Origin of the sequence: Burkholderia sp. IMCC1007 (genome assembly GCF_027257875.1) — a bacterium.
Lineage (GTDB): Bacteria > Pseudomonadota > Gammaproteobacteria > Burkholderiales > Burkholderiaceae > Burkholderia.
Genome location: NZ_JAPVQY010000061.1, coordinates 22,935 through 46,446, shown reverse-complemented (window position 1 = coordinate 46,446; position 23,512 = coordinate 22,935). Strand labels below are relative to the sequence as shown.

General features: G+C 67.6%; 20 protein-coding genes and 2 pseudogenes. 10 read left to right on the top strand and 12 right to left on the bottom strand.

Annotated elements, in window-relative coordinates; translation table 11 throughout:
- From recG to ubiA, 6 genes are all read left to right on the top strand, one after another.
- A partial coding sequence (gene recG, locus O1Q03_RS33510; RefSeq protein ID WP_269509091.1) for an ATP-dependent DNA helicase RecG occupies nt 1–2,239 on the top strand: 2,239 nt, incomplete at its 5' end.
- Nucleotides 2,240–2,364: 125 nt separating this feature from the next.
- A complete protein-coding gene (locus tag O1Q03_RS33505) occupies nt 2,365–3,324 on the top strand; it encodes a hydrogen peroxide-inducible genes activator (protein WP_096505078.1) in 960 nt (319 codons plus the stop codon).
- A gap of 538 nt (nt 3,325–3,862) precedes the next feature.
- A complete protein-coding gene (gene katG / locus O1Q03_RS33500) occupies nt 3,863–6,049 on the top strand; it encodes a catalase/peroxidase HPI (protein ID WP_269509089.1) in 2,187 nt (728 codons plus the stop codon).
- A 99-nt stretch (nt 6,050–6,148) separates the two neighbouring features.
- Nucleotides 6,149–6,313, top strand: coding sequence for a hypothetical protein (locus tag O1Q03_RS33495; RefSeq protein WP_269509087.1), 165 nt, complete (start codon nt 6,149–6,151; stop codon nt 6,311–6,313).
- A gap of 118 nt (nt 6,314–6,431) precedes the next feature.
- Complete coding sequence (gene dpsA / locus O1Q03_RS33490; protein ID WP_269509085.1) at nt 6,432–6,920, top strand: non-specific DNA-binding protein DpsA; 489 nt, start codon at nt 6,432–6,434, stop codon at nt 6,918–6,920.
- Between the two features lie 326 nt (nt 6,921–7,246).
- Nucleotides 7,247–8,119, top strand: a complete 873-nt coding sequence (gene ubiA / locus O1Q03_RS33485) for a 4-hydroxybenzoate octaprenyltransferase (RefSeq protein WP_269509082.1) — start codon at nt 7,247–7,249, stop codon at nt 8,117–8,119.
- A gap of 124 nt (nt 8,120–8,243) precedes the next feature.
- On the opposite strand, the gene proC is transcribed toward ubiA, so the two are convergent.
- The 6 genes from proC to O1Q03_RS33455 all read right to left on the bottom strand — a co-directional run bounded on the left by proC (nt 8,244) and on the right by O1Q03_RS33455 (nt 15,620).
- Complete coding sequence (proC, locus tag O1Q03_RS33480; RefSeq protein WP_269509080.1) at nt 8,244–9,056, bottom strand: pyrroline-5-carboxylate reductase; 813 nt, start codon at nt 9,054–9,056, stop codon at nt 8,244–8,246.
- A gap of 43 nt (nt 9,057–9,099) precedes the next feature.
- Nucleotides 9,100–9,798, bottom strand: coding sequence for a YggS family pyridoxal phosphate-dependent enzyme (locus O1Q03_RS33475; RefSeq protein ID WP_269509078.1), 699 nt, complete (start codon nt 9,796–9,798; stop codon nt 9,100–9,102).
- Between the two features lie 112 nt (nt 9,799–9,910).
- Complete coding sequence (gene glcF / locus O1Q03_RS33470; RefSeq protein WP_269509076.1) at nt 9,911–11,137, bottom strand: glycolate oxidase subunit GlcF; 1,227 nt, start codon at nt 11,135–11,137, stop codon at nt 9,911–9,913.
- A 267-nt stretch (nt 11,138–11,404) separates the two neighbouring features.
- Nucleotides 11,405–12,493, bottom strand: a complete 1,089-nt coding sequence (gene glcE, locus O1Q03_RS33465; protein ID WP_269509074.1) for a glycolate oxidase subunit GlcE — start codon at nt 12,491–12,493, stop codon at nt 11,405–11,407.
- Nucleotides 12,494–12,675: 182 nt separating this feature from the next.
- Nucleotides 12,676–14,169, bottom strand: coding sequence for an FAD-linked oxidase C-terminal domain-containing protein (locus O1Q03_RS33460; protein WP_269509072.1), 1,494 nt, complete (start codon nt 14,167–14,169; stop codon nt 12,676–12,678).
- A 41-nt stretch (nt 14,170–14,210) separates the two neighbouring features.
- Nucleotides 14,211–15,620 carry an FAD-binding oxidoreductase gene (locus tag O1Q03_RS33455; protein WP_269509070.1) on the bottom strand — a complete coding sequence of 470 codons (1,410 nt, stop codon included), beginning with the start codon at nt 15,618–15,620 and terminating at the stop codon, nt 14,211–14,213.
- A 250-nt stretch (nt 15,621–15,870) separates the two neighbouring features.
- Here O1Q03_RS33455 and O1Q03_RS33450 point away from each other — a divergent pair, with 250 nt between their 5' ends.
- Nucleotides 15,871–16,422: a cob(I)yrinic acid a,c-diamide adenosyltransferase gene (locus tag O1Q03_RS33450; protein ID WP_269509068.1), complete on the top strand. Its 552-nt coding sequence runs from the start codon at nt 15,871–15,873 to the stop codon at nt 16,420–16,422.
- A gap of 93 nt (nt 16,423–16,515) precedes the next feature.
- Nucleotides 16,516–17,724, top strand: coding sequence for an NO-inducible flavohemoprotein (gene hmpA, locus O1Q03_RS33445; protein WP_269509065.1), 1,209 nt, complete (start codon nt 16,516–16,518; stop codon nt 17,722–17,724).
- Nucleotides 17,725–17,822: 98 nt separating this feature from the next.
- On the opposite strand, the pseudogene O1Q03_RS40030 reads toward hmpA, so the two are convergent.
- Nucleotides 17,823–17,939 (bottom strand): annotated as a pseudogene (locus O1Q03_RS40030) (type II toxin-antitoxin system Phd/YefM family antitoxin); the annotation flags it as partial.
- A gap of 24 nt (nt 17,940–17,963) precedes the next feature.
- Entirely contained in the window at nt 17,964–19,037 is a 1,074-nt protein-coding gene (aroG, locus tag O1Q03_RS33440) for a 3-deoxy-7-phosphoheptulonate synthase AroG (protein ID WP_269509062.1), read from the bottom strand.
- Between aroG and O1Q03_RS33435 the strand changes: the two genes are divergently transcribed.
- On the top strand, nt 19,036–19,326 hold the full coding sequence (locus tag O1Q03_RS33435; RefSeq protein WP_269509059.1) for a hypothetical protein: 291 nt from the start codon (nt 19,036–19,038) through the stop codon (nt 19,324–19,326). The genes aroG and O1Q03_RS33435 overlap by 2 nt on opposite strands.
- A gap of 110 nt (nt 19,327–19,436) precedes the next feature.
- Here the strand turns inward: O1Q03_RS33435 and O1Q03_RS33430 are convergent.
- Together O1Q03_RS33430 and O1Q03_RS33425 are read right to left on the bottom strand one after the other, a co-directional pair.
- Nucleotides 19,437–19,622, bottom strand: a pseudogene (locus O1Q03_RS33430) (hypothetical protein); the annotation flags it as partial.
- 36 nt (nt 19,623–19,658) lie between these two features.
- Entirely contained in the window at nt 19,659–20,447 is a 789-nt protein-coding gene (locus O1Q03_RS33425; RefSeq protein ID WP_269509056.1) for an AraC family transcriptional regulator, read from the bottom strand.
- Nucleotides 20,448–20,598: 151 nt separating this feature from the next.
- On the opposite strand from O1Q03_RS33425, the gene O1Q03_RS33420 reads away from it, so the two are divergent.
- Nucleotides 20,599–21,063 (top strand): cupin domain-containing protein, encoded by a 465-nt coding sequence (locus O1Q03_RS33420; protein ID WP_269509054.1) that lies wholly within the window; start codon nt 20,599–20,601, stop codon nt 21,061–21,063.
- 6 nt (nt 21,064–21,069) lie between these two features.
- On the opposite strand, the gene tldD is transcribed toward O1Q03_RS33420, so the two are convergent.
- Nucleotides 21,070–22,542: a metalloprotease TldD gene (tldD, locus tag O1Q03_RS33415; RefSeq protein WP_269509052.1), complete on the bottom strand. Its 1,473-nt coding sequence runs from the start codon at nt 22,540–22,542 to the stop codon at nt 21,070–21,072.
- 93 nt (nt 22,543–22,635) lie between these two features.
- A complete protein-coding gene (locus O1Q03_RS33410; protein WP_269509050.1) occupies nt 22,636–23,463 on the bottom strand; it encodes a carbon-nitrogen hydrolase family protein in 828 nt (275 codons plus the stop codon).
- Nucleotides 23,464–23,512: the final 49 nt, after the last annotated feature.

Genomic DNA, 23,512 nt, shown 5'->3' with positions numbered 1-23,512 from the left:
TGCGGAGCCGCGCAGTGCCGCACCGCGTCGTGCCGCCCCGAAGCGCGGCGCCGACGGGCGGCTCGCGCAGCCGGCCGCCGCCGCGCCCGATGTCGAACCGGGCGCGGGCGGCGACGAAGCGGATGCGCCCGGCGCATCCGGCACGAAACGCAAGAAGAAGCCGGCCGCCGACAAGCCCGTGAAGACCGTCGACAAGCTCGCGAAGCTCGGCCTCACGCGCTCGATCGATCTCGTGCTGCATCTGCCGATGCGCTACGAGGACGAAACCACGCTCACGCCGATCGGCGAACTGCTGCCGGGCGGCATCGCGCAGACCGAAGGCGTCGTGTTCGACAACGAGGTCGCGTACCGGCCGCGCCGCCAGCTCGTCGTGAAGATCCAGGACGACGACGGCGAGCAGCTCGTGCTGCGCTTCCTGAATTTCTACGGGTCGCAGGTCAAGCAGATGGCCGTCGGCCAGCGGCTGCGCGTGCGCGGCGACGTGCGCGGCGGCTTCTTCGGGATGGAGATGGTGCATCCGGCGGTGCGCGTCGTCGAAGCCGATGCGCCGTTGCCGCAGGTGCTCACGCCCGTCTACCCGAGCACGGCCGGCGTGTCGCAGGCGTATCTGCGCAAGGCGATCGAGAACGCGGTCGAGCGCACGCCGCTGCCCGAGCTGCTGCCGCCCGAGATCGTGCGCGACTACCTGAAGCCGCTCGGCGTGCCGTCGCTCGAACAGGCCGTGCGGATCCTGCATCACCCGGGCGTCGATTCGGACGAAGCCGCGCTGATGGACGGCTCGCATCCGGCGTGGACCCGCATCAAGTTCGAGGAGCTGCTCGCGCAGCAGCTGTCGCTCAAGCGCGCGCACGAGGAGCGCCGCACCCGCGCCGCGCCCGCGATGCCGCGCCGCACCGCGAGCGACGCCGATGCGCTCACCACGCGCCTTTACGCGGCGCTGCCGTTCACGCTGACGGGCGCCCAGGCGCGCGTGGTCGACGAGATCGCGCACGACCTGACGCTCCCGCACCCGATGCAGCGGCTGCTGCAGGGCGACGTCGGCAGCGGCAAGACGGTCGTCGCGGCGCTGGCCGCGACGCAGGCGATCGATGCCGGCTACCAGGCGGCGCTGATGGCGCCGACCGAAATCCTCGCGGAGCAGCACGCGCGCAAGCTGCGCGCATGGCTCGAGCCGCTCGGCGTGACGGTCGCATGGCTCGCCGGCAGCCTGAAGGCGAAGGAGAAACGCGCGGCGATCGAGGCCGCGGCGCTCGGCACCGCGCAGCTCGTGATCGGCACGCACGCGATCATCCAGGACACCGTCGAATTCGCGCGGCTCGGCCTCGTGATCGTCGACGAGCAGCACCGCTTCGGCGTCGAGCAGCGGCTTGCGCTGCGCGCGAAGGCGGCGAATGCGGCCAACGGCGCACGCGATTTCCAGCCGCACCAGCTGATGATGTCGGCCACGCCGATTCCGCGCACGCTCGCGATGACGTATTACGCGGATCTCGAGGTGTCGACGATCGACGAGCTGCCGCCCGGCCGCACGCCGGTGCTGACGCGGCTCGTCGGCGACGCGCGGCGCGAGGAGGTGATCGCCCGCGTGCGCGAGGCTGCGCTGACGGGCCGCCAGGTGTACTGGGTGTGCCCTTTGATCGAGGAGAGCGAGACGCTGCAGCTGCAGACGGCCGTCGAGACCTACGAGACGCTGGCCGCCGCACTCCCCGAATTGAAGGTCGGCCTCGTGCACGGCCGCCTGTCGCCGGCCGACAAGGCGGCCGTGATGGAAGCGTTCACGCGCAACGAGGTCCAGCTGCTCGTCGCGACGACCGTGATCGAAGTCGGCGTCGACGTGCCGAACGCATCGTTGATGGTGATCGAGCACGCGGAGCGCTTCGGCCTCGCGCAGCTGCACCAGTTGCGCGGCCGTGTCGGGCGCGGCACCGCGGCGTCGGTGTGCGTGCTGCTGTACACCGGGCCGCTGTCGCTGACCGGCCGCGAACGGCTGAAGACGATGCGCGAGACGACCGACGGCTTCGAGATCGCGCGGCGCGATCTCGAAATCCGCGGCCCCGGCGAATTCCTCGGCGCGCGCCAGTCGGGCGCGGCGATGCTGCGCTTCGCGAACCTCGAAACGGACGGCTGGCTGATCGACCCGGCCCGCGATGCCGCGTCGCGGCTGATCGAAGCGTATCCCGACATCGTCACGCAGCATCTCGCGCGCTGGCTCGGCGCGCGCGAGCAGTATCTGAAGGCCTGATGCGCCCATTCAGGGTCGGATTCCCAGGGCCGCCGAGCGTATCCCGATGAAGAGAAACTTGGCGAACCGGCGTCAGTAGGTGTATAAATTAAACCTATCGCCTGTATAACCCTGATTGACCCACAATGACGCTGACTGAATTGAAATACATCGTCGCGGTTGCGCGTGAGCGGCATTTCGGCCGCGCGGCCGAAGCATGCTTCGTGAGCCAGCCGACGCTGTCGGTGGCGATCAAGAAGCTGGAAGACGAGCTCAACGTGCAGATTTTCGAGCGCGGCGCGAGCGAAGTGAGCGTGACCCCGATCGGCGACCAGATCGTCACCCAGGCGCAGCGCGTGCTGGAGCAGACCTTCGCGATCAAGGAGATCGCGAAGCAGGGCAAGGACCCGCTCGTCGGCCCGTTCCGTCTCGGCGTGATCTATACGATCGGGCCGTACCTGCTGCCGACGCTCGTCAAGCAGATGATCCAGCGTGTGCCGCAGATGCCGCTGATGCTGCAGGAGAACTACACGCTGAAGCTGCTCGAACTGCTGAAGCAGGGCGAGATCGACGCCGCGATCATGGCGCTGCCGTTCCCGGAAACCGGCCTGATGGTGCGACCGCTGTACGACGAGCCGTTCGTCGTCGCGTTGCCGGCCGGCCACCCGTGGGAGAAGCGCGAAGAGATCGACGCCGAGGATCTGAAGCAGGAAACCATGCTGCTGCTCGGCAACGGCCACTGCTTCCGCGATCACGTGCTCGGCGTGTGCCCGGAGCTGATGCGCTTCTCGCAGACGGCCGACGGCATCCAGAAGACCTTCGAAGGTTCGTCGCTCGAGACGATTCGCCACATGGTCGCGAGCGGCGTCGGCATCACGGTGCTGCCGCGCATGTCGGTCGCCGAGATCGGGCCGCGCGCGAACGGCCCCGATGCCGAGCTGCTGTCGTACGTGCCGTTCAACGAACCGGTGCCCGATCGCCGCGTCGTGCTGGTGTGGCGCAAGAGCTTCACGCGGATGCCGGCGATCGACGCGATCAGCGAGGCGATCGCCGCATGCGATCTGCCGGGCGTCGCGAAGCTCGACATGCCGGCGACGATGAACTGACCGGGCACGGTGTGTACCGCTACGAATCGATGAACGGGGCTCACGACCCCGTTTATTTTTCCCTATCGCATAGATGAAATTAATCAAATTCAAATATTCGATAGGTGCGCATAGAATCTTCTCCATGGATCGGCGTCGCAGCGAGCGCTGATTTGCACGCTGGATGCAAGGGTCAAAGGAGGATGTCATGATGCGGTCGGTATTGCAGCACGCGCAGCGGAACATCCCGTCGCGCGACGAAGTCGTAAGTCGAGCCAGGGCCGCGGCCCGCAGCCTGCGCCCGATTGCGTTCGCGTATCTGGCGGATCGTGTGTATGGCGGATGAGTGCCGCTGCACGCCGGTCCCGTGTTCCCCCGCTTCACCTGCTGTCCAGCCATGAGGGAGCGTTGCATGTCGGAAATCACGAAACCCGCACCGAAGGCCGCGCCCGGCACCCCGTAGCACCGACAGGGCCAACCTGTTCCGTTTCATCCCCCGCAATGCACCACGAACCGCGCCCGGCACGTGGGGGCCTATGAGCAATAAAAGGAGAAAAGCATGTCGACCGAATCGAAATGTCCGTTCAACCATACGGCGGCCGGCGGCACGTCGAACAAGGACTGGTGGCCGAATCAGCTGAACCTGAACATCCTGCACCGGCACTCGGCGCTGTCCGATCCGATGGACAAGGAGTTCGACTACGCCGAGGCGTTCAAGAAGCTGGACCTCGCGGCGGTGAAGAAGGACCTGCACGCGCTGATGACGACGTCGCAGGACTGGTGGCCGGCCGACTTCGGCCATTACGGCGGCCTGTTCATCCGGATGGCATGGCACAGCGCCGGCACGTACCGGATCGCCGACGGCCGCGGCGGCGCGGGCGGCGGGCAACAGCGCTTCGCACCGCTGAACAGCTGGCCGGACAACGCGAACCTCGACAAGGCGCGCCGGCTGCTGTGGCCGATCAAGCAGAAGTACGGCCGCAACATCTCGTGGGCCGACCTGCTGATCCTGACCGGCAACGTCGCGCTCGAATCGATGGGCTTCAAGACCTTCGGTTACGCGGGCGGTCGTGTCGACACGTGGGAACCGGACGACGTCTACTGGGGTTCGGAAAAGATCTGGCTGGAGCTGAGCGGCGGCCCGAACAGCCGCTACTCGGGCGATCGCGAGCTCGAAAACCCGCTTGCCGCCGTGCAGATGGGCCTCATCTACGTGAACCCGGAAGGCCCGGACGGCAATCCCGACCCGGTCGCCGCGGCGCGCGACATCCGCGAGACGTTTGCGCGGATGGCGATGAACGACGAAGAGACGGTCGCGCTGATCGCGGGCGGCCACACGTTCGGCAAGACGCACGGCGCGGGCCCCGCGACGAACGTCGGCCCGGAGCCGGAAGCGGCAGGCATCGAGCAGCAGGGTCTCGGCTGGAAGAGCACGTACGCATCGGGCAAGGGCCACGATGCGATCACGAGCGGCCTCGAAGTCACGTGGACGTCGACGCCGACGAAGTGGAGCAACGACTTCTTCAAGCACCTGTTCAGCTACGAATGGGAACTGACGAAGAGCCCGGCCGGTGCGCACCAGTGGGTCGCGAAGGGCGCCGACGAGGTGATTCCGGATGCGTTCGATCCGTCGAAGAAGCATCGCCCGACGATGCTCACGACCGACCTGTCGCTGCGTTTCGACCCGGCCTACGAGAAGATCTCGCGCCGCTTCTACGAGAATCCGGCCGAGTTCGCCGACGCGTTCGCACGCGCATGGTTCAAGCTCACGCACCGCGACATGGGTCCGCGCGCACGCTATCTCGGCCCGGAAGTGCCGGCCGAGCATTTGCTGTGGCAGGACCCGATCCCGGCCGTCGATCACCCGCTGATCGATGACGCGGACGTCGCGGCGCTGAAGGCACGGATTCTCGCGACGGGGCTGACCGTGTCGCAGCTCGTGTCGACCGCGTGGGCGTCGGCCTCGACGTTCCGCGGTTCGGACAAGCGCGGCGGCGCGAACGGTGCGCGCATTCGCCTCGCGCCGCAGAAGGACTGGGAAGTGAACCAGCCGGTTGCGCTCGCGGCGGTGCTCGAGACGCTCGAAGGCGTGCAGAAGGCGTTCAACGACGCGCAGCCGGGCGGCAAGAAGGTGTCGCTGGCCGACCTGATCGTGCTGGCCGGTGCGGCCGGCGTCGAGCAGGCTGCGAAGAGCGCGGGCGTCGCGGTGACGGTGCCGTTCGCACCGGGCCGGACCGACGCGTCGCAGGAGCAGACCGACGTCCATGCGATGGCCGTGCTCGAGCCGGTCGCGGACGGTTTCCGCAACTACCTGAAGCATCCGTACAAGACGCCGGCCGAGGCGCTGCTGGTCGACAAGGCGCAGTTGCTGACGCTGAGCGGGCCGGAGCTGACGGTGCTCGTCGGTGGTCTGCGTGTGCTCGGCGCGAACGTCGGCGACTCGAAGCACGGCGTGTTCACCGATCGTCCGGGCGCGCTGACCAACGACTTCTTCGTGAACCTGCTCGACATGGGCACGGAGTGGAAGCCGGTGTCGGCCGCGAACGACGTGTTCGAAGGGCGCGACCGCGCGACGGGCCAGGTGAAGTGGACGGGCACGCGCGTCGACCTGATCTTCGGCTCGCACTCGCAGCTGCGCGCGCTCGCCGAGGTGTACGGCAGCGCGGACGCGAACGAGAAGTTCGTGCGCGATTTCGTCGCGGCCTGGACCAAGGTGATGAACCTCGACCGCTTCGACCTCGCGTGAATGCCGCGATGCGGTAGCGCAGTCGTGTTGTAGCGCGAAACGGCCGGTCGCCCGACCGGCCGTTTCATCCCCCACCGTTTCGTCGAAGGAGTGACGACCATGACGCAGATGATGCTGAACATGCGTGCCGCAGCCGCGGCGCCCCTCCTGCGCTCGCCGGGCGAGCTGGCACGGCGCGTCGTCGGTTTCGCGATCGTCATCGGCGGTGCCGCGGAGCTGGCCGCGCAGGCGCTGCACGCGATTGCGCCGCTTTCCGGCGGCTGAGCGCGGCGATCAGCGCGACGCGCTGCGCCCGCAAGCCGCGAACGCATGCCGCGCGACGCGGCACGCGGATTGCTCGCCGCATTTTCCGGTTCAACATTTCGAGTGAGGAGTCCCGAAGATGGCCAAGAAAGGCAATGCAACGCAGATCAACATCGGCATCAGCGACAAGGACCGCAAGAAGATCGCGGACGGCCTGTCGCGCCTGCTGGCCGATACGTTTTCGCTGTACCTGAAGACCCACAATTTTCACTGGAACGTCACGGGTCCGATGTTCAACACGCTGCACCTGATGTTCGAAGAGCAGTACAACGAACTGTGGCTCGCGGTCGATCTGGTTGCGGAGCGCATTCGCACGCTCGGCGTCGTGGCGCCGGGCACGTTCGCGGATTTCGCGAAGCTGTCGTCGGTGCCGGAAGCGAACGGCGTACCGGCGGCCGAAGAGATGATCCGCCAGCTCGTCGAAGGGCACGAGACGGTCGTGCGCACCGCGCGCGAAATCTTCCCGGTCGCCGACGCGGCCAGCGACGAGCCGACCGCCGACCTGCTCACGCAGCGCCTGCAGACGCATGAAAAGACCGCGTGGATGTTGCGGTCGCTGCTCGCGTAAGCCCGCGGCGACGCCGGCCGCGACGACGGCCGGGCGCAGCGGCGCCCTCGTGCTTCGATTCAGGCCCGCGCCGGTTCGGCTTCGCCGCGCCCGCCCCGCATTCCGGCCGAGCACGCGCAGCGTGGCACGGCACGGCACGGCACGGCACGGCACGGCACGGCACGGCACGGCATCTGTCCCTTGATGGACCCGTACCGCGGACAGCCCACGCGTGGCGGCTTCAAGCGGCCTCGCCGGGCCGCGAGCGGCGCGTGCGAGCCGTCTCGACATGACGCGACCCACCGGTCGGCTCTAAAATGCCGGGATTATCTTCCCGGTGCTTCGCCATGCTTGCCCGCTTCCCCCTGTACCTGCGGCTCGTCCGGATGGACAAGCCGATCGGCAGCCTGCTGCTGCTGTGGCCGACGCTCAACGCACTGTGGATCGCGTCGGACGGCCATCCGCGCTGGCCGCTGCTCGTGATCTTCGCGCTCGGCACGCTGCTGATGCGCTCGGCCGGCTGCGCAATGAACGACTATGCCGACCGCGATTTCGACCGCCACGTGAAGCGCACGGCCGACCGTCCGCTGACGTCGGGCAAGATCCGCGCATGGGAAGCCGTCGCGATCGCGGTGGTGCTGTCGTTCATCGCGTTCCTGCTGATCCTGCCGCTCAATACGCTGACGAAAGAGTTGTCGGTGGTCGCGCTGTTCGTCGCGGGCTCGTATCCGTTCATGAAGCGCTTCTTCGCGATTCCTCAGGCGTATCTCGGCATCGCGTTCGGCTTCGGCATCCCGATGGCGTTCGCGGCCGTGCAGGACACGGTACCCATGCTGGCCTGGGTGATGTTGATCGCGAACATTTTCTGGTCGATCGCGTACGACACCGAATACGCAATGGTCGATCGCGACGACGACATCAAGATCGGCATTCGCACGTCCGCGCTGACGTTCGGCCGCTTCGACGTCGCGGCCGTGATGGCCTGCTACGCGGCGACGCTCGGCATCTACGTGTGGATCGGCGTGACGCTCGGCTTCGGGCTCGCGTATTGGGCCGGCTGGGCCGCGGCGGTCGGCTGTGCGCTGTATCACTACACGCTGATCAGGGGCCGCGAGCGGATGCCGTGCTTCGCGGCGTTCCGGCACAACAACTGGCTCGGCGGCGTGCTGTTCGCGGGGATCGCCGCGCATTACCTGCTGGCGGGCGCCGCAGGCAACTGACGCGGCCGTGCGCCGCGCCGACATTGGTGCCGGCGTCGGCGCGCAAGCGCGAAACCAACAAAAAAGCGGCCGAGGCCGCTTTTTTGTTGCAACTGCCGGGCGAGCCCGGCGGACGTCGCGGTGCTTACGCGCGGCCGAGTTCGTCGCCCATTTCCTTCGCGCGCGCTTCGGCCGCGAGCGCGCCGCGCACGATCGCTTCCTTCACGCCCTGCGCATCGAACGATGCGAGCGCGGCGGCCGTCGTGCCGCCCTTCGACGTCACGCGCTCGCGCAGCACGCTCGCCGGTTCGCCCGATTGCGCGGCGAGCTGCGCGGCGCCCGCGAACGTCGCGACCGCGAGCGCGCGGCCCTGTTCGTCGTTCATGCCGAGGCGGCGCGCGGCTTCCTGCAGCGCTTCGATGAAATAGAACACGTAGGCCGGGCCGCTGCCCGAGATCGCCGTGACCGCGTCGAGCTGCGCTTCGTCGTCGAACCATACGATCTCGCCGACCGCGCCGAGCACGTTCGATGCGAGCTCGCGACCGGCGGCGTCGACGCCCGGCAGCGCGGCGAGACCGGTCACGCCCATGCCGACCAGCGCGGGCGTGTTCGGCATCGTGCGCACGACGCGTGCGTAGTCGCCGAGCCAGCGGGCGAGATCGGTGGCGCGGATGCCGGCAGCGATGCTGATCACGAGCTGCGACTTCAGATGCGGCGCGAGCGCCTGCGCGACGTCCTTCAGCACCTGCGGCTTCACCGCGAGCACGATCGCGTCGTATTCCGCGAGCGTCGCGTCGGCGGCCGCGCCGGTGCGGATGCCGAATTGCCGGGCGGCACGTGCGCGGACATCATTGTTGACGTCGATGGCATACAGGCCGTCGGCGGCGACGCCGCGTTTGATTAGGCCGCCGATCAGGGCCGCGGCCATGTTGCCGCCGCCGATGAATGCGATTTTCATGATGTCGATTGAGCGAGTAGGTGAACGGAAAAGAGCGTGGGGTTCAGTGCGAATAGTCGCGCGCGCCGAAGATCGCGGTGCCGACGCGCACGATCGTCGCGCCTTCGAGCACGGCCGCTTCGAGATCGCCGGACATTCCCATCGACAACGTGTCGAGCGGCAGCCCGTCGGCGCGCAGCGTGTCGAACAGCGCGCGCAGCGCGCGATGCGGCGCGCGTTGCGCGTCGGTGTCGCCCGCCGGTTCGGGAATCGCCATCAGCCCGCGCAGGCGCAGGCTCGGCAGCGCGGCGACCGCGCGCGCGACGTCGGCGACCTCGGGCGGCGCGACGCCGCTCTTCGACGCCTCGCCGCTGATGTTCACCTGCACGCACACGTTCAGCGGCGGCAGGTGAGCGGGGCGCTGTTCGGCGAGGCGCTGCGCGATCTTCAGGCGGTCGACCGAATGCACCCAGTCGAAGCGCTCGGCCACCGCGCGCGTCTTGTTCGATTGCAGCGGCCCGATGAAGTGCCATTCGAGCGCGGCGCGCAGGTCGGCGAGCGCGTCGATCTTGTCGATCGATTCCTGCACGTAGTTCTCGCCGAACGCGCGTTGTCCGGCCGCATGCGCGGCGCGCACGTCCTCGGCGGGAAACGTCTTCGATACGGCGAGCAGCGAGACGGTGGCGGGATCGCGCCCAGCCGCGCGGGCGGCGTCGGCGATGCGGCGATGAACGGAGTCGAGACGAGCGGCGAAATCGGACATGACGGACACGGAAGCAGGCACAGGAGGCGAAGGCGGCACGGCACGCACCGCATCGATCCGACCATTATACGGACGGGGCGTCGCACGGGACCGGCGGCGCCGGCCGTCCGCGCTAGCCGTACAGCAGATGCTCGACGAGCTGGATCCAGTGTGCGACCGGAATCTGCGTGCCGCTTTGCAGGTGCGCGATGCAGCCGACGTTGCCGGACACGATCATCTGCGGTTCGAGCGCCTGCAGCTTCAGCAGCTTCTGCTTGCGCAGCCGGTACGACAGCGACGGCTGGGTCAGCGAATACGTGCCCGCGGAACCGCAGCACAGATGACTGTCGGCCGGCAGCCGCACGTCGATGCCGAGCGTCTCGAGCAGGCGCTCGACCTTGCCGCGCGATTGCTGGCCGTGCTGCAGCGTGCACGGCGGGTGGTACGCGACGGTGTGGATCGCGCGCCGCCGCGCGAGCGTCGCGATCTCGGCCTCGAACGCCAGCAGCACGTCCGAGATGTCGCGGGTGAGCGCGACGATGCGCTGCGCCTTTTCCGCGTAGGCCGGATCGTCGCGCAGCAGGTGCGCGTACTCGAGCACCGTCGCGCCGCATCCCGATGCGTTCATCACGATCGCCTCGGCGCCTTGCTCGACATGCGGCCACCACGCGTCGATGTTGCGGCGCGCGTCGTCGAGCGCTTCGTCGTGATAGTTGAGATGCAGGCGGATCGCGCCGCAGCAGCCCGCGTCGGGAGACACGATCGTCTCGACGCCGAGCGCATCGAGCACGCGCGCGGTCGCGATGTTGATGTTCGGCAGCATCGACGGCTGCACGCAGCCGCCGAGCATCAGCATCTTGCGCCGATGCGTGCGCTGCGGCCATTCGAGCAGCCGCGTGCGCGGCGGCACCTTGTCGCGCAGCCGCTTCGGCAGCAGCGGCCGTACCTGCTGGCCGAGCCGCATCACGGGGGAGAACAGCGCCGCGTTCGGCACGACGCTCGCGAGCACGCGGCGCATGAGCCGCTGCTGCGCGGGGCGCTCGACCTTCGCCTCGACGTGCTTGCGGCCGATCTCGACGAGGCGGCCGTACTGGACGCCCGACGGGCAGGTCGTCTCGCAACTGCGGCACGTGAGGCAGCGATCGAGGTGCTGCTGCGTGCTGCGCGTGACGGGCGCGCCTTCGACCATCTGCTTGATCAGATAGATGCGACCGCGCGGGCCGTCGAGTTCGTCGCCGAGCAACTGGTAGGTCGGGCACGTCGCGGTACAGAATCCGCAATGCACGCACTTGCGCAGGATCGCGTCGGCCTCGTCGCCGTCGGGCGTGTTGCGGATGAAATCGGCGAGGTTGGTTTGCATTTAGGGTCTGTTTACCTATGGGGCGCGCATGCGTTGCCACGAGAACGGCCGCTCGCGATGCGCGCGACGCCGTTCTCATGGCAACCCCTGATCAAAAAATTCATTTCACGGGACTGCCCGAAATCGCCCGTATGACGGCGTCGCTCGCCGCGTGTTTGGCTCGGCCAAACGGCGCTCCTCCTTTCTTGCCCTGCGCCCCGAAGGAAGTCCCGTTGGAGGACAACCGCTTTCGGGTATTCGCATGTGCGTTCCATAGGTAACCAGCCCCTAGAGATCCGGGTATAGCCGGCTGCGGTTGAAGATGCGCGCCGGATCGAACGCCGCTTTCAGCCCGCGATGGATTTTCATCAGCGGCGCGGGCAGCGGCGTGAACACGCCCGCGCTGCGGTCGTACGAATCGCCGGCGCGGAACAGCGTCGCGTGGCCGCCGGCCTGCTTCGCGCTCATGCGCACCGTCTGCGCGTCGGCGTCGGTGATCCACCAGCGCTGCGCGCCGCCCCATTCCATCAGCTGCGTGCCGGGCAGGTGCATCGGTTCGGTGATCGACGGCAGCGACAGGCGCCACAGCGCGTAGCCGGGCGGAATACCGTTGAAGAACGGGTCGGTGTGTTCGCGCAGGCCGGCCCAGAAACGCTCGGCCTCGACCGCGTCGACGACTTCGCCGCCGAGCAATGTTTTCGCGGACTTCACGGCGGCCTCGGCGCCCGACAGGCGCAGCACGAGGGTGCCGTTGCGCCAGCCGCTCGCGCTCACGGGCAGCGGGTGGCCGCCCCATTCGTTGAGCTTGCGCACCGCGTCGGTCGCGCTCATCTCGAACTTCAGCGTGACTTCGGCGACCGGCACCGGCAGCACCTTGATCGACAGGTCGAGCATCAGCCCGAGCGTGCCGAGCGCGCCGGCCATCAGCCGCGACACGTCGTAACCGGCGACGTTCTTCACGACCTGTCCGCCGAAGCGCAGCAGTTCGCCGCGCCCGTTCATCAGCGTGACGCCCAGCACGAAGTCGCGCGGGGCGCCGCAGGTCGCGCGGCGCGGGCCCGCGAGGCCGGCCGCGACGCAGCCGCCGACGGTGGCCGCGCGACCGAAGTGCGGCGGCTCGAACGGCAGCATCTGGCCGCACTCGGCGAGGACGGTTTCAAGCTGCGCGAGCGGCGTGCCCGCGCGGACCGTGACGACGAGTTCGGCCGGGTCGTATGACACGATGCCCTGAGACGCACGCGTGTCGAGTATTTCGCCGTCCAGCGCCTGGCCGTACCAGTCCTTGGTGCCGCCTCCGCGAATCCGCAGCGGCCGGCCGTCGGCACTGGCCGCCCGGACGCGCTCGGCCCATCCGGCGACGATGTCGTCCTCTTCCATGTTCTGTTGCTGCCTCGTTGTTGTCCGGTCGATTGTACCGGGGTGGCGCGAATCCACATCGCGACTATCCCTAAGCTGCGTATAACGAAGGCAGGCAGGTGCTGCCGCGCGCACGGGCGGCGCGGGCACGGCGGTGCGTCGCGGCCCGCCGGACGGCACGGGCCGCGCGCGCCGCGCGGTGCTCAGAAGCGCGGCAGGTCCGGGTGCGGCAGCAGCCCGCCGCGCACGTGCTGGCGGCCATATTCGGCACAGCGCGCGCGGGTCGGAATCCCCTTGTCCGGGTTGAGCAGCCCGGGCGGATCGAACGCGCGCTTGACGGCGAAGAACGTGTCGCGCTCCTGCGGCGAGAACTGTACGCACATCGAATTGAGTTTTTCGATGCCGACGCCATGCTCGCCCGTCACGCTGCCGCCGAATTCCACGCAGCATTCGAGGATTTCGGCGCCGAACTGCTCGGCGCGGTGCAGCTCGTCCGGGTCGTTCGCGTTGTAGAGGATCAGCGGATGCATGTTGCCGTCGCCCGCGTGGAACACGTTGATGCAGCGCAGCCCGTAGCGCGTTTCGAGCTGCTCGATGCGCGCGAGCAGCGGGCCGATCGCGCGGCGCGGCACGGTGCCGTCCATGCAGTAATAGTCGGCGGAAATGCGCCCGGCGGCCGGGAATGCGTTCTTGCGGCCGGACCAGAAGCGCAGCCGCTCGCTTTCGTTGCGCGACACCTGGATGCGCGTCGCGCCGTGCTCGCGCAGCACGGCCGTCATCCGGACGATCTCTTCGGCGACTTCTTCCGGCGTGCCGTCCGATTCGCACAGCAGGATCGCCTTCGCGTCGAGGTCGTAGCCCGCGTGCGTGAACGCCTCGACGGCCTGCGTGGCCGGCTTGTCCATCATTTCGAGGCCGGCCGGGATGATGCCCGACGCGATGATCGCGGCGACGGCCTCGCCGCCCTTGACGACGTCGTCGAAGCTCGCCATCACGAGTTGCGCGGTCTGCGGCTTCGGGATCAGCTTCACCGTCACTTCGGTGACGATCGCGAACATCCCTTCGCTGCCGATCATCACCGCGAGCAGGTCGAGGCCCGGCATGTCGAGCCCGAGGGAGCCGAATTCGACGATCTCGCCGTCGATCGTGACCGCGCGCACGCGCATCACGTTGTGCACGGTCAGCCCGTATTTCAGGCAGTGCACGCCGCCGGAATTTTCCGCGACGTTGCCGCCGATCGTGCAAGCGATCTGCGACGAGGGATCGGGCGCGTAGTACAGCCCGTAAGGCGCGGCGGCTTCCGAAATCGCCAGGTTGCGCACGCCGGGCTGCACGGTCGCCGTGCGCGCGTACGGGTCGACCTCGACGATGCGCGTGAAGCGCGCGAGCGACAGCACGACGCCGTTCGCGATCGGCAGCGCGCCGCCCGACAGGCTCGTGCCCGCGCCGCGCGGCACGATCGGCACCTCCATGCGGCGGCAGATCTGCACGATCCGCTGCACCTGCGATTCGGTTTCCGGCAGCGCGACCGCGAGCGGCAGCCGGCGGTAGGCGGACAGGCCGTCGCATTCGTACGGCGCGGTGTCTTCGTCGCGATACAGCAGGCAATGCGTCGGCAGCACGGCCATCAACGCCTGCACGACTTCGCGCTGGCGCTGCGCGCGTGTCGCGCTCGACAGTTCGACGGAAGCGTTCATTGGGTCTCCTGCGGGAAGCGCAGCGTCGTTGCGCCGCCGTCTCAACACGTGAAGATCTTGCCGGGATTCATCAGATTGCGCGGATCGAGCGCGAGCTTGATCGCGCGCATGACGTCGATCGCGTTGTCGCCGTGCTCCTTCGGCAGGAAGCGCATCTTGTGCAGCCCGACGCCGTGTTCGCCCGTGCAGGTGCCGCCCAGCCGCAGCGCGCGCTCGACGATCCGGTCGTTGATGCGTTCGGCTTCGGCGAGTTCCTCGGGCTTGTCGGGATCGATCAGGATCGCGACGTGGAAATTGCCGTCGCCGACGTGGCCGACGATCGGGCACGGCAGCGACGACGCGCGCAGGTCGACCTCGGTCTCCTCGACGCACGCGGCGAGCTGCGAGATCGGCACGCACACGTCGGTCGTCACCGCGCGGCAGCCGGGCTTGAGCTGCAGCATCGCGAAGTACGCGTTGTGGCGCGCGGCCCAGAGCCGCGTGCGATCTTCGGGGCGGGTCGCCCATTCGAAGCCCTGGCCGTTGTTCTGGCCCGCGAGCGCCTGCACGAGTTCGGCCTGTTCCGTAACGCCGGCTTCGGTGCCGTGGAATTCGAAGAAGAGGGTGGGTGCTTCGGCGAGCGTGAGGTTCGAATGGCGGTTGATCGAGCGCACGGCGAGCGAGTCGACGAATTCGACGCGCGCGATCGGCACGCCGATCTGGATCGTCTCGATCACGGTGCGCACCGCGTCGCCCATCGTCGGGAACGTGCAGATCGCGGCCGACACGGCTTCGGGCAGTGGATGCAGGCGCAGCGTGATCTCGGTGATCACGCCGAGCGTGCCTTCCGAGCCGACGAACAGGCGCGTGAGGTCGTAGCCGGCCGAGGACTTGCGCGCACGCGAACCCGTTTTCACGACGCGGCCGTCGGCGAGCACGGCGCTCAGCCCGAGCACGTTCTCGCGCATCGTGCCGTAGCGCACCGCGTTGGTGCCCGACGCGCGGGTGGCGGTCATCCCGCCGATGCTGGCGTCGGCGCCCGGATCGATCGGGAAGAACAGGCCGGTGTCGCGCAGCGCGTCGTTGAGCGCCTTGCGCGTGATGCCCGGCTCGACCGTGACGGTCAGGTCTTCCGCGTTGATCGACAGCACGCGGTTCATTTCCGACAGGTCGAGCGACACGCCGCCGCGCACGGCGAGCAGGTGGCCTTCGAGCGACGAGCCGGCGCCGTACGGGATCAGCGGCACGCTGTAGAGCGCGCACAGCGACACGACCTGGCGGATTTCGTCGGCGCTGTGCGCGAACACGACGGCGTCGGGCAGTTGCGGATCGAACGGCGATTCGTCACGGCCGTGATGGGCGCGGACGGCGTCGGCGGTCGACACGCGCTCGCCGAAGGCGGCGCGCAGCGCATCGAGCATCGCGGGCGGGAGCGGGCGGCGCGCGGCGGCCGGCGTGGCGGGATGATTCACGTATGTCTCCTTGGCGGGGCGCGGTTGGCGCTGTTGCGCCGGCCACGCTCCCATGCTTCGCGATCGGCCGGACCCGGCATGTCGCGCCTGCCCGATCCCGCACATCGACCGCTTGTATGACGGATGCCGCAGCGACGCGGCGTCGGCCCATTCTACGCTGCAACGCGTGCTGCGGCCCCCGCCGCGGGCTGCGATAATCGCGTTCCACACAACCGGGCCGCGTCGCGGCCGCACACGGGAGGACATTCGCATGGGCAACCGCTTGAGCAAGATCGCCACGCGTACGGGCGACGATGGCACGACCGGCCTCGGCGACGGCCGCCGCATCGGCAAGGACGACGCGCGGATCGCCGCGATCGGCGACGTCGACGAACTGAACTCGAACCTCGGCGTGCTGCTCGCCGAGCCGCTGCCGGACGACGTGCGCACGGCACTCGTCACGATCCAGCACGACCTGTTCGATCTGGGCGGCGAGCTGTGCATTCCCGGCCATACGGTGCTGGACGACACGCATCTCGCGCGCCTCGACCGGTGGCTGGCCGACTACAACGCGACGCTGCCGCCGCTGAAGGAATTCATCCTGCCGGCCGGCTCGCGCGCGGCATCGCTCGCGCACGTGTGCCGGACCGTGTGTCGCCGCGCGGAGCGCACGATCGTCGCGCTCGGCCGCACCGACACGCTCAATGATGCGCCGCGGCGTTACGTGAACCGATTGTCGGATCTGCTGTTCGTGCTGGCGCGCGTGCTGAACCGCGCGGATGGCGGCTCGGACGTGCTGTGGGAGCGCGGGCGCGTGCGCTGACGCGCGGCGTCCTTTTCCGCACTGCGACAATTTGACCGAGGGGCGTCGATTTTTAAACATGTATCGTATGTGCATGTTTAACGGAGAACGAACATGACCCAGATCACCGCTGACCAGATGGCCCGTGTGAAGGCCACCGCCCCCGTCCTCGCCGAGCACGGCGCGACGATCACGAAGCATTTCTATCAGCGCATGTTCGCGCGTCATCCGGAACTGAAGAACCTGTTCAACCAGACGCACCAGAAGACCGGCAGCCAGCCTGAAACGCTCGCGAAGGCCGTCTACGCGTATGCGGCGAACATCGACAACCTCGGCGCGCTGGGCGGCGCGGTGTCGCGCATCTCGCACAAGCACGCGAGCCTCAATATCCGTCCCGAGCATTACCCGATCGTCGGCGAGAACCTGCTCGCGTCGATCGTCGAGGTGCTCGGCGACGCGGTCGACGCGGCAACGCTCGAAGCATGGCGCGTCGCGTACGGCCAGCTCGCGCAGATCATGATCGGCGCCGAAGCCGATCTGTACGCGAACGCGGCATGGAGCGGCTTCCGCCCGTTCAAGGTCGCGCGCAAGGTGCGTGAAAGCGACGAGGTCACGTCGTTCTACCTGGCGCCCGCCGACGGCGGCAGCGCGCCGACGTTCGAGCCGGGCCAGTACGTCTCGGTGAAGCGTTTCGTCGGCGAGCTGGGCGTCGACCAGCCGCGCCAGTACAGCCTGTCCGACGCGCCGCACGGCAAGTGGCTGCGTATCTCGGTGAAGCGCGAATCGGGCCACGCCGAAGCGGTGCCGGCCGGCAAGGTGTCGACGCTGATGCATGACGGCGTCGAAGAGGGCGCGATCGTCGAAGTGACGGCGCCGATGGGCGACTTCTCGCTGAAGCGCGATGCCGATACGCCGGTCGTGCTGATCTCGGGCGGCGTCGGCATCACGCCGATGATGTCGATGGCGTCGACGCTGGTTGCGGAAGGCAGCAAGCGCGAAGTGCGGTTCGTCCACGCATGCCGTTCGGGCGCGGTGCATGCGTTCCGCGACTGGTTGAACGGTACGGCGCGCGAGCACGCGAACGTCAAGCGCACGGTGCTGTACGAACAGGTCGGCCCGAACGACCGGATCGGCGTCGATCACGACCTGGAAGGGCGCCTGACGCCGGAGCGTGTGAAGCAATACGCGCTGGTGCCGGATGCCGACTACTACATCTGCGGGCCGATCGCGTTCATGAAGGCACAACGCGATGCGCTCGTCGCGCTTGGCGTCGCGCCGGAGCGCGTGAACACCGAAATCTTCGGGTCGGGCGCGATCGAGTGAGGGTGTGATGGCCGGTTTCGGCCGATGCAACGACGCAATGACCAAGCCCGGCGCGAGCCGGGCTTTTTACTTGCGGCGCCGTGTATCGAGCAGCGGCTTCACGGCGCGAGCCCGCGCTCGGCGCTGGCATCGCAATCGGCCGCGATCGATCCGTCACCGGCATTGAACGCTTCGACGGTCGTCGGGATGTTCAGGCCGTCTCGTAGACGGGAAGCCACGGTTCAGTCCGGTGCCGCGTGTCAGTTCCCGCTGCCGCGCGCGACACGCCGCGCCTTCACCGATTCCGCGAGGCCGTCGAGCACCTTCACGCTGTCGTCCCACGCGATGCACGCGTCGGTGATGCTCTGGCCGTAGGTCAGCGGGCAGCCTTCCTTCAGGTCCTGACGGCCCTCGACGAGGTGCGACTCGATCATCACGCCGACGATGCGCTCGTCGCCGGCCGCGACCTGGCGGCCGATGTCGGCGCACACGGGGATCTGGTTCTCGTGCTTCTTCGAGCTGTTCGCGTGGCTCGCGTCGATCATCAGGCGCGCGGCGAGGCCGGCTTTGCCGATGTCCGCGCACGCGGCATTCACGCTTTCCGCGTCGTAGTTCGGCGCCTTGCCGCCGCGCAGGATAACGTGGCAGTCCTCGTTGCCGGCCGTCGACACGATCGCCGAGTGCCCGCCCTTGGTCACCGACAGGAAATGGTGCGGCTGCGATGCGGCCTTGATCGCGTCGACCGCGATCTTCACGTTGCCGTCGGTGCCGTTCTTGAAGCCGACCGGGCACGACAGCCCCGATGCCAGCTCGCGGTGCACCTGCGACTCGGTCGTGCGCGCGCCGATCGCGCCCCACGAGATCAGGTCGGCGATGTACTGCGGGCTGATCATGTCGAGGTATTCGGTCGCGGCCGGCAGCCCCATTTCGTTGATCTGCAGCAGCAGTTCGCGCGCGGTGCGCAGCCCTTCGTTGATCTTGAAGCTGTTGTCCAGGTGCGGATCGTTGATGAGCCCCTTCCAGCCGACCGTCGTGCGCGGCTTCTCGAAGTACACGCGCATCACGATTTCCAGCTCGCCCTTGAACCGGTCGCGCTCCTTCACGAGCCGCCCCGCGTACTCGATCGCCGCCTTCGTATCGTGGATCGAGCACGGCCCGATCACGACGATCAGCCGGTCGTCCATCCCGTGCAGGATGCGGTGCATCGACTGGCGCGCGTTGTAGATCAGCTCGGACGCGGCTTCGGAGCACGCGAATTCGCGGATCAGGTGGGCGGGCGGCGTCAGTTCCTTGAGTTCGCGAATGCGGACGTCGTCGGTATTGTGCGGGGGCATGCTGTTTCTCCTAATTTTCCGGGGCGCCGTTCGGTCAGTGCGCGTGCGGCAGATTCATCAATTCAGGCAATTCAGTGGCGGCGGTCGGGGCTGCGGGACGGCTTGCGGCGGCGACCGGCTGGCGAAGGGCGAAAAAAAACCGCCGGGTTCGCCGGCGGTTTTTTCGGGAATTTCGGTTGCGCTTTACGCGCCATCAACCCTCTCGATCCGCCAGCGGTCTGAGATGCCAAAAAAAGTAAAAATAAAACTTGGCGGACATGACGGAGATTCGGTTCGTCAAAAAAGTTGATTCGGAATTTATACCGCGTCGCCGTGCGACTGGCAACCAGGGACAGTCGAAAATGCGGACAATCCGCGCGTTTTCTTCAAAATGCGCGGATTGTCTGCGCCGCGATGCGGTTATGCCGTATCGCCGGCCGTCATCCTGTCGCTCCGCACGGTCGGCTGGGCGACGCCGATCGGCACGGTCCGTCCTTCCTTGCCGCACACGCCGACGCCCCGGTCGACCGACAGGTCGTTGCCGATCAAGCCCACGCACCTCAGCGATTCCGGGCCGTTGCCGATCAGCGTCGCGCCCTTCTTGGGTCACGCCGGTCGGTCGTCAACACCCGCATGTCGCTATCACTCGGGCACGCCCGGCCCGGACGTCGGTGCTTGCTGGCTTTCCAGATACTTCATTGGCGTCATGCCCACGGCCTGCTTGAACATCGTGATAAAGGCCGTTGCGTCGCTATACCCGAGATCGGCCGAAATACGCTGGACCGAGTGTCCTTCCGACAAGGCCCGCAGTGCTACCACGATGCGCAACTGCCGGCGCCAAAGCCCGAAGCTCATGCCCGTTGCACCGTAGATCCTTCGTGACAGCGTTCTTTCGCTCATCGCGAAGTGGTCAGCCCATTGCTTCACCGTCCGGCGGTCGCTCGGTGAATCGATCAACGCGAGCGCGATTGCCTTCAGCCGTTCGTCTGTCGGGACGGGAAAGAAGGTGCGCTGCACCGGCATACGGCGCAGGTTATCGAGCAGCAGGGTAATGACGAGGTCGCGATTCCGGGCATCGCGACGGTGCGGCTCGACACTCAGTTCTTGTATCAACGCGATGGCAATGGGGGAGAGAGGCATCGTGCATGCTTCGCGCGGAAGCTGCGATACCTTCATATCGATGAACAGAAAATAGCATTCCGCGTCCACCGACACCTGCCCGACGTGCGGCACGCCACCCGGAATCCACAGAGCACTCCCGCTCGGTACGGCCCAGTAGGCGCCAAGAATCCGGCATGCCACAGCGCCGCTGAGCGCAACGACGAGTTGTCCTTCCTCATGCAAATGAGGCGTGCGAGGGTCACCACCCGGTAGTGGCGCAACCACTCGTGCGGCAGTCACAGACGATTCCACGGTGTTGTCTTCGATCATGGCCGCCGCATCCTCCTTCCGGGAATGTCTGGTTTTAACGATCACTTGGCGGACTCGACAGATGGCGGCGTGAGCGCGGGTGCTAGCATCGATTCGAACTTGAACCCATGTCTCGCAAGCCTCGGCCGGCCGAGTCATCACAGGAGTCAGCATGAGCGCCACCCGATCCCCCCAGAGAATGATTCCCGCGTCCGAAGGCTTCCAGGTGAAGCATCCTAACGGAGCGGACATGCTCATCAAGGTATTCGCGGCCGATACCGACGGAGCCTATTCCCTCATGGAAACGACACTCCCGCCGGGAGCGATCGTCCCGCGTCATGTCCATGAGGATGAGGACGAGAACAATCTGATCCTGGAAGGCGAGCTGACCATGCACATCGGCAACACGACCTATGTGGCCGGCCCGGGCGCCTACGTCATTGCCCCGCGAGGCGTCGAGCAGCACTTCGTCAACGCGGGTTCAGGAAACTGCCGGTTCCTGACGACCTTCACGCCCGGGGGCGCAGAGGGTTTTTTCAAGGAAGCCGGTGAACTGATCAAGGCAGCCGCACCGGCGAAACCGGATGCCGGTGCGATTGCCCGGCTCCAGGAAAAGTACAAGTTGCGATACTTTTAAAGATCCTTAACTGCCTGCCGTACCGCCGACCGTCATCCTGTCGATCCGCAAGGTCGGCTGGCCGACACCGACCGGCACGCTCTGGCCTTCCTTGCCGCATACGCCGACGCCCGAGTCGAGCGACATGTCGTTGCCGATCATGCTCACGTACTTCAGCGATTCCGGGCCGCTGCCGATCAGCGTCGCGCCCTTCACCGGGTAGGTGACCTTGCCGTTCTCGATCATGTACGCCTCGGATGCCGAGAACACGAACTTGCCGTTCGTGATGTCGACCTGGCCGCCGCCGAAGTTCACCGCGTACAGGCCGTTCTTCACCGACGCGATGATTTCCTGCGGATCCTTGTCGCCGTTCAGCATGTACGTGTTCGTCATGCGCGGCATCGGCAGCGCCGCGTACGACTCGCGCCGCGCGTTGCCGGTGACCGGCATCTTCATCAGGCGCGCGTTCAGCGTGTCCTGGATGTAGCCCTTCAGGATGCCGTCCTCGATCAGCGTCGTGCACTGCGTCGGATTGCCTTCGTCGTCGATGTTCAGCGAGCCGCGGCGGTTCGGCAGCGTGCCGTCGTCGACGACCGTCACGCCCTTCGCGGCGACCTGCTCGCCGATCCGGCCGGCGAATGCCGACGAACCCTTGCGGTTGAAGTCGCCTTCGAGGCCATGGCCGATCGCCTCGTGCAGCAGCACGCCCGGCCAGCCCGGCCCGAGCACGACCGTCATCGCGCCGGCCGGCGCGGGGCGCGCCTCGAGGTTGACGAGCGCCGCGTGCACGGCATCGTCGACGTAGCGCGACAGCACGTCGTCGGTGAAGTAGCCGTAGTCGAAGCGGCCGCCGCCGCCGCCGGAGCCGATCTCGCGGCGGCCGTTCTGCTCGGCGATCACCGTGACCGACACGCGCACGAGCGGCCGGATGTCGGCCGCGAGCGCGCCGTCGCTGCGCGCGACCAGCACGACGTCGTATTCGCCGGCGAGGCCGGCCATCACCTGCGTGATGCGCGGGTCGCGGCCGCGCGCCATCTGCTCGATGCGCTCGAGCAGCTTGACCTTGGCCGTCGCGTCGAGCGACGCGAGCGGATCGGACGGCAGGTACAGGTCGCGGCCCGAGATGCCCTTCAAGGACGTGGCCGCCTTGATCTTCTGGCGGCCGCCGCCGGCTGCCGCGATCGCTTTGGTGGCCGCGGCCGCCTGCGCGATCGCTTCCGGCGACAGGTCGTCCGAGTACGCGAACGCGGTGCGGTCGCCCGCGACCGCGCGCACGCCGACGCCCTGATCGATGCTGAAGCTGCCCGACTTCACGATGCCTTCCTCGAGGCTCCACGCTTCGCTGCGGGTCGCCTGGAAGTACAGGTCCGCGTAGTCGACGCGATGCGTGAAGATGTCGGCGATCGTGCGCGTGAGCAGGCTCTCGTCGAGGCCGTACGGCGTGAGGAGGATGTCCTTCGCCAGCGCAAGGTTGCGGATGCCGGGTTCGATGATGTTCATGCGGGTATCGGGGTTCTCAAAAAGTTGTCGGGTGCGTTCTGGGCAGATGGGTTGCGCCGGGCGTGATTGCAAGCGCCGCGGCGGTTCGGCGGTTCAGGCCAGCACGCGATGCCGCCACGCGGGCAGGCTCTGGCGCACGTCGGCGATGCGCTGCGGATCGATGACGCCGGTCACGACGCTCGCGCCCTCGTCGCGAACCGCGACGATCTCGCCCCATGGGTCGATCAGCATGCTGTGGCCCCAGGTGCGCCGGCCGTTCTCGTGCTTGCCGCCCTGGGCGGCTGCCAGCACATAGCATTGATTCTCGACGGCCCGCGCGCGCAGCAGCATTTCCCAGTGCGCGCGGCCCGTCGTATACGTAAACGCCGACGGCACGACGATCAGCGCGCAGTCGCCCATCCTGCGGTACAGCTCCGGAAAGCGCAGATCGTAGCAGACCGACAGGCCGACCCGACCGAACGGCGCGTCGAACGCGACGACGGTGTCGCCCGCGCGGATCGTGCGCGCCTCGTCGAACGATTCGTCGCCTTTCTCGAAGTTGAACAGGTGGATCTTGTCGTAGCGGGCCGCTTCGTGGCCGTTCGGATCGAACACGAGCGTGGTGTTCAGCACGCGATCGGGTTCCGGCGCCTTCAGCGGCAACGTGCCGCCGATCACCCAGATGCCGTGTTGCTGCGCGGCCTCTGCGAGAAAGCGCTGGATCGGGCCGTCGCGGTAGGGTTCGGCAAGCGCGAGCTTGTCGGTGTCGCGGTGGCCCATGAAGCAGAAATACTCGGGCAGCAGTACGAGCTGCGCGCCTTCGCCGGCCGCTTCCGCGATCAGGCGGCGCGCCTCGGCGAGATTGCTCGCGACGTCCGGCGTGCTCACCATCTGCAGCGCGGCGACCCGCAAGGGCGTGGCGGAACGGGTGTGATCGGTCATCGCAGGATCGATTGCGTAGTAAATGGGGTGCGGCCCGGCACCATGCGCG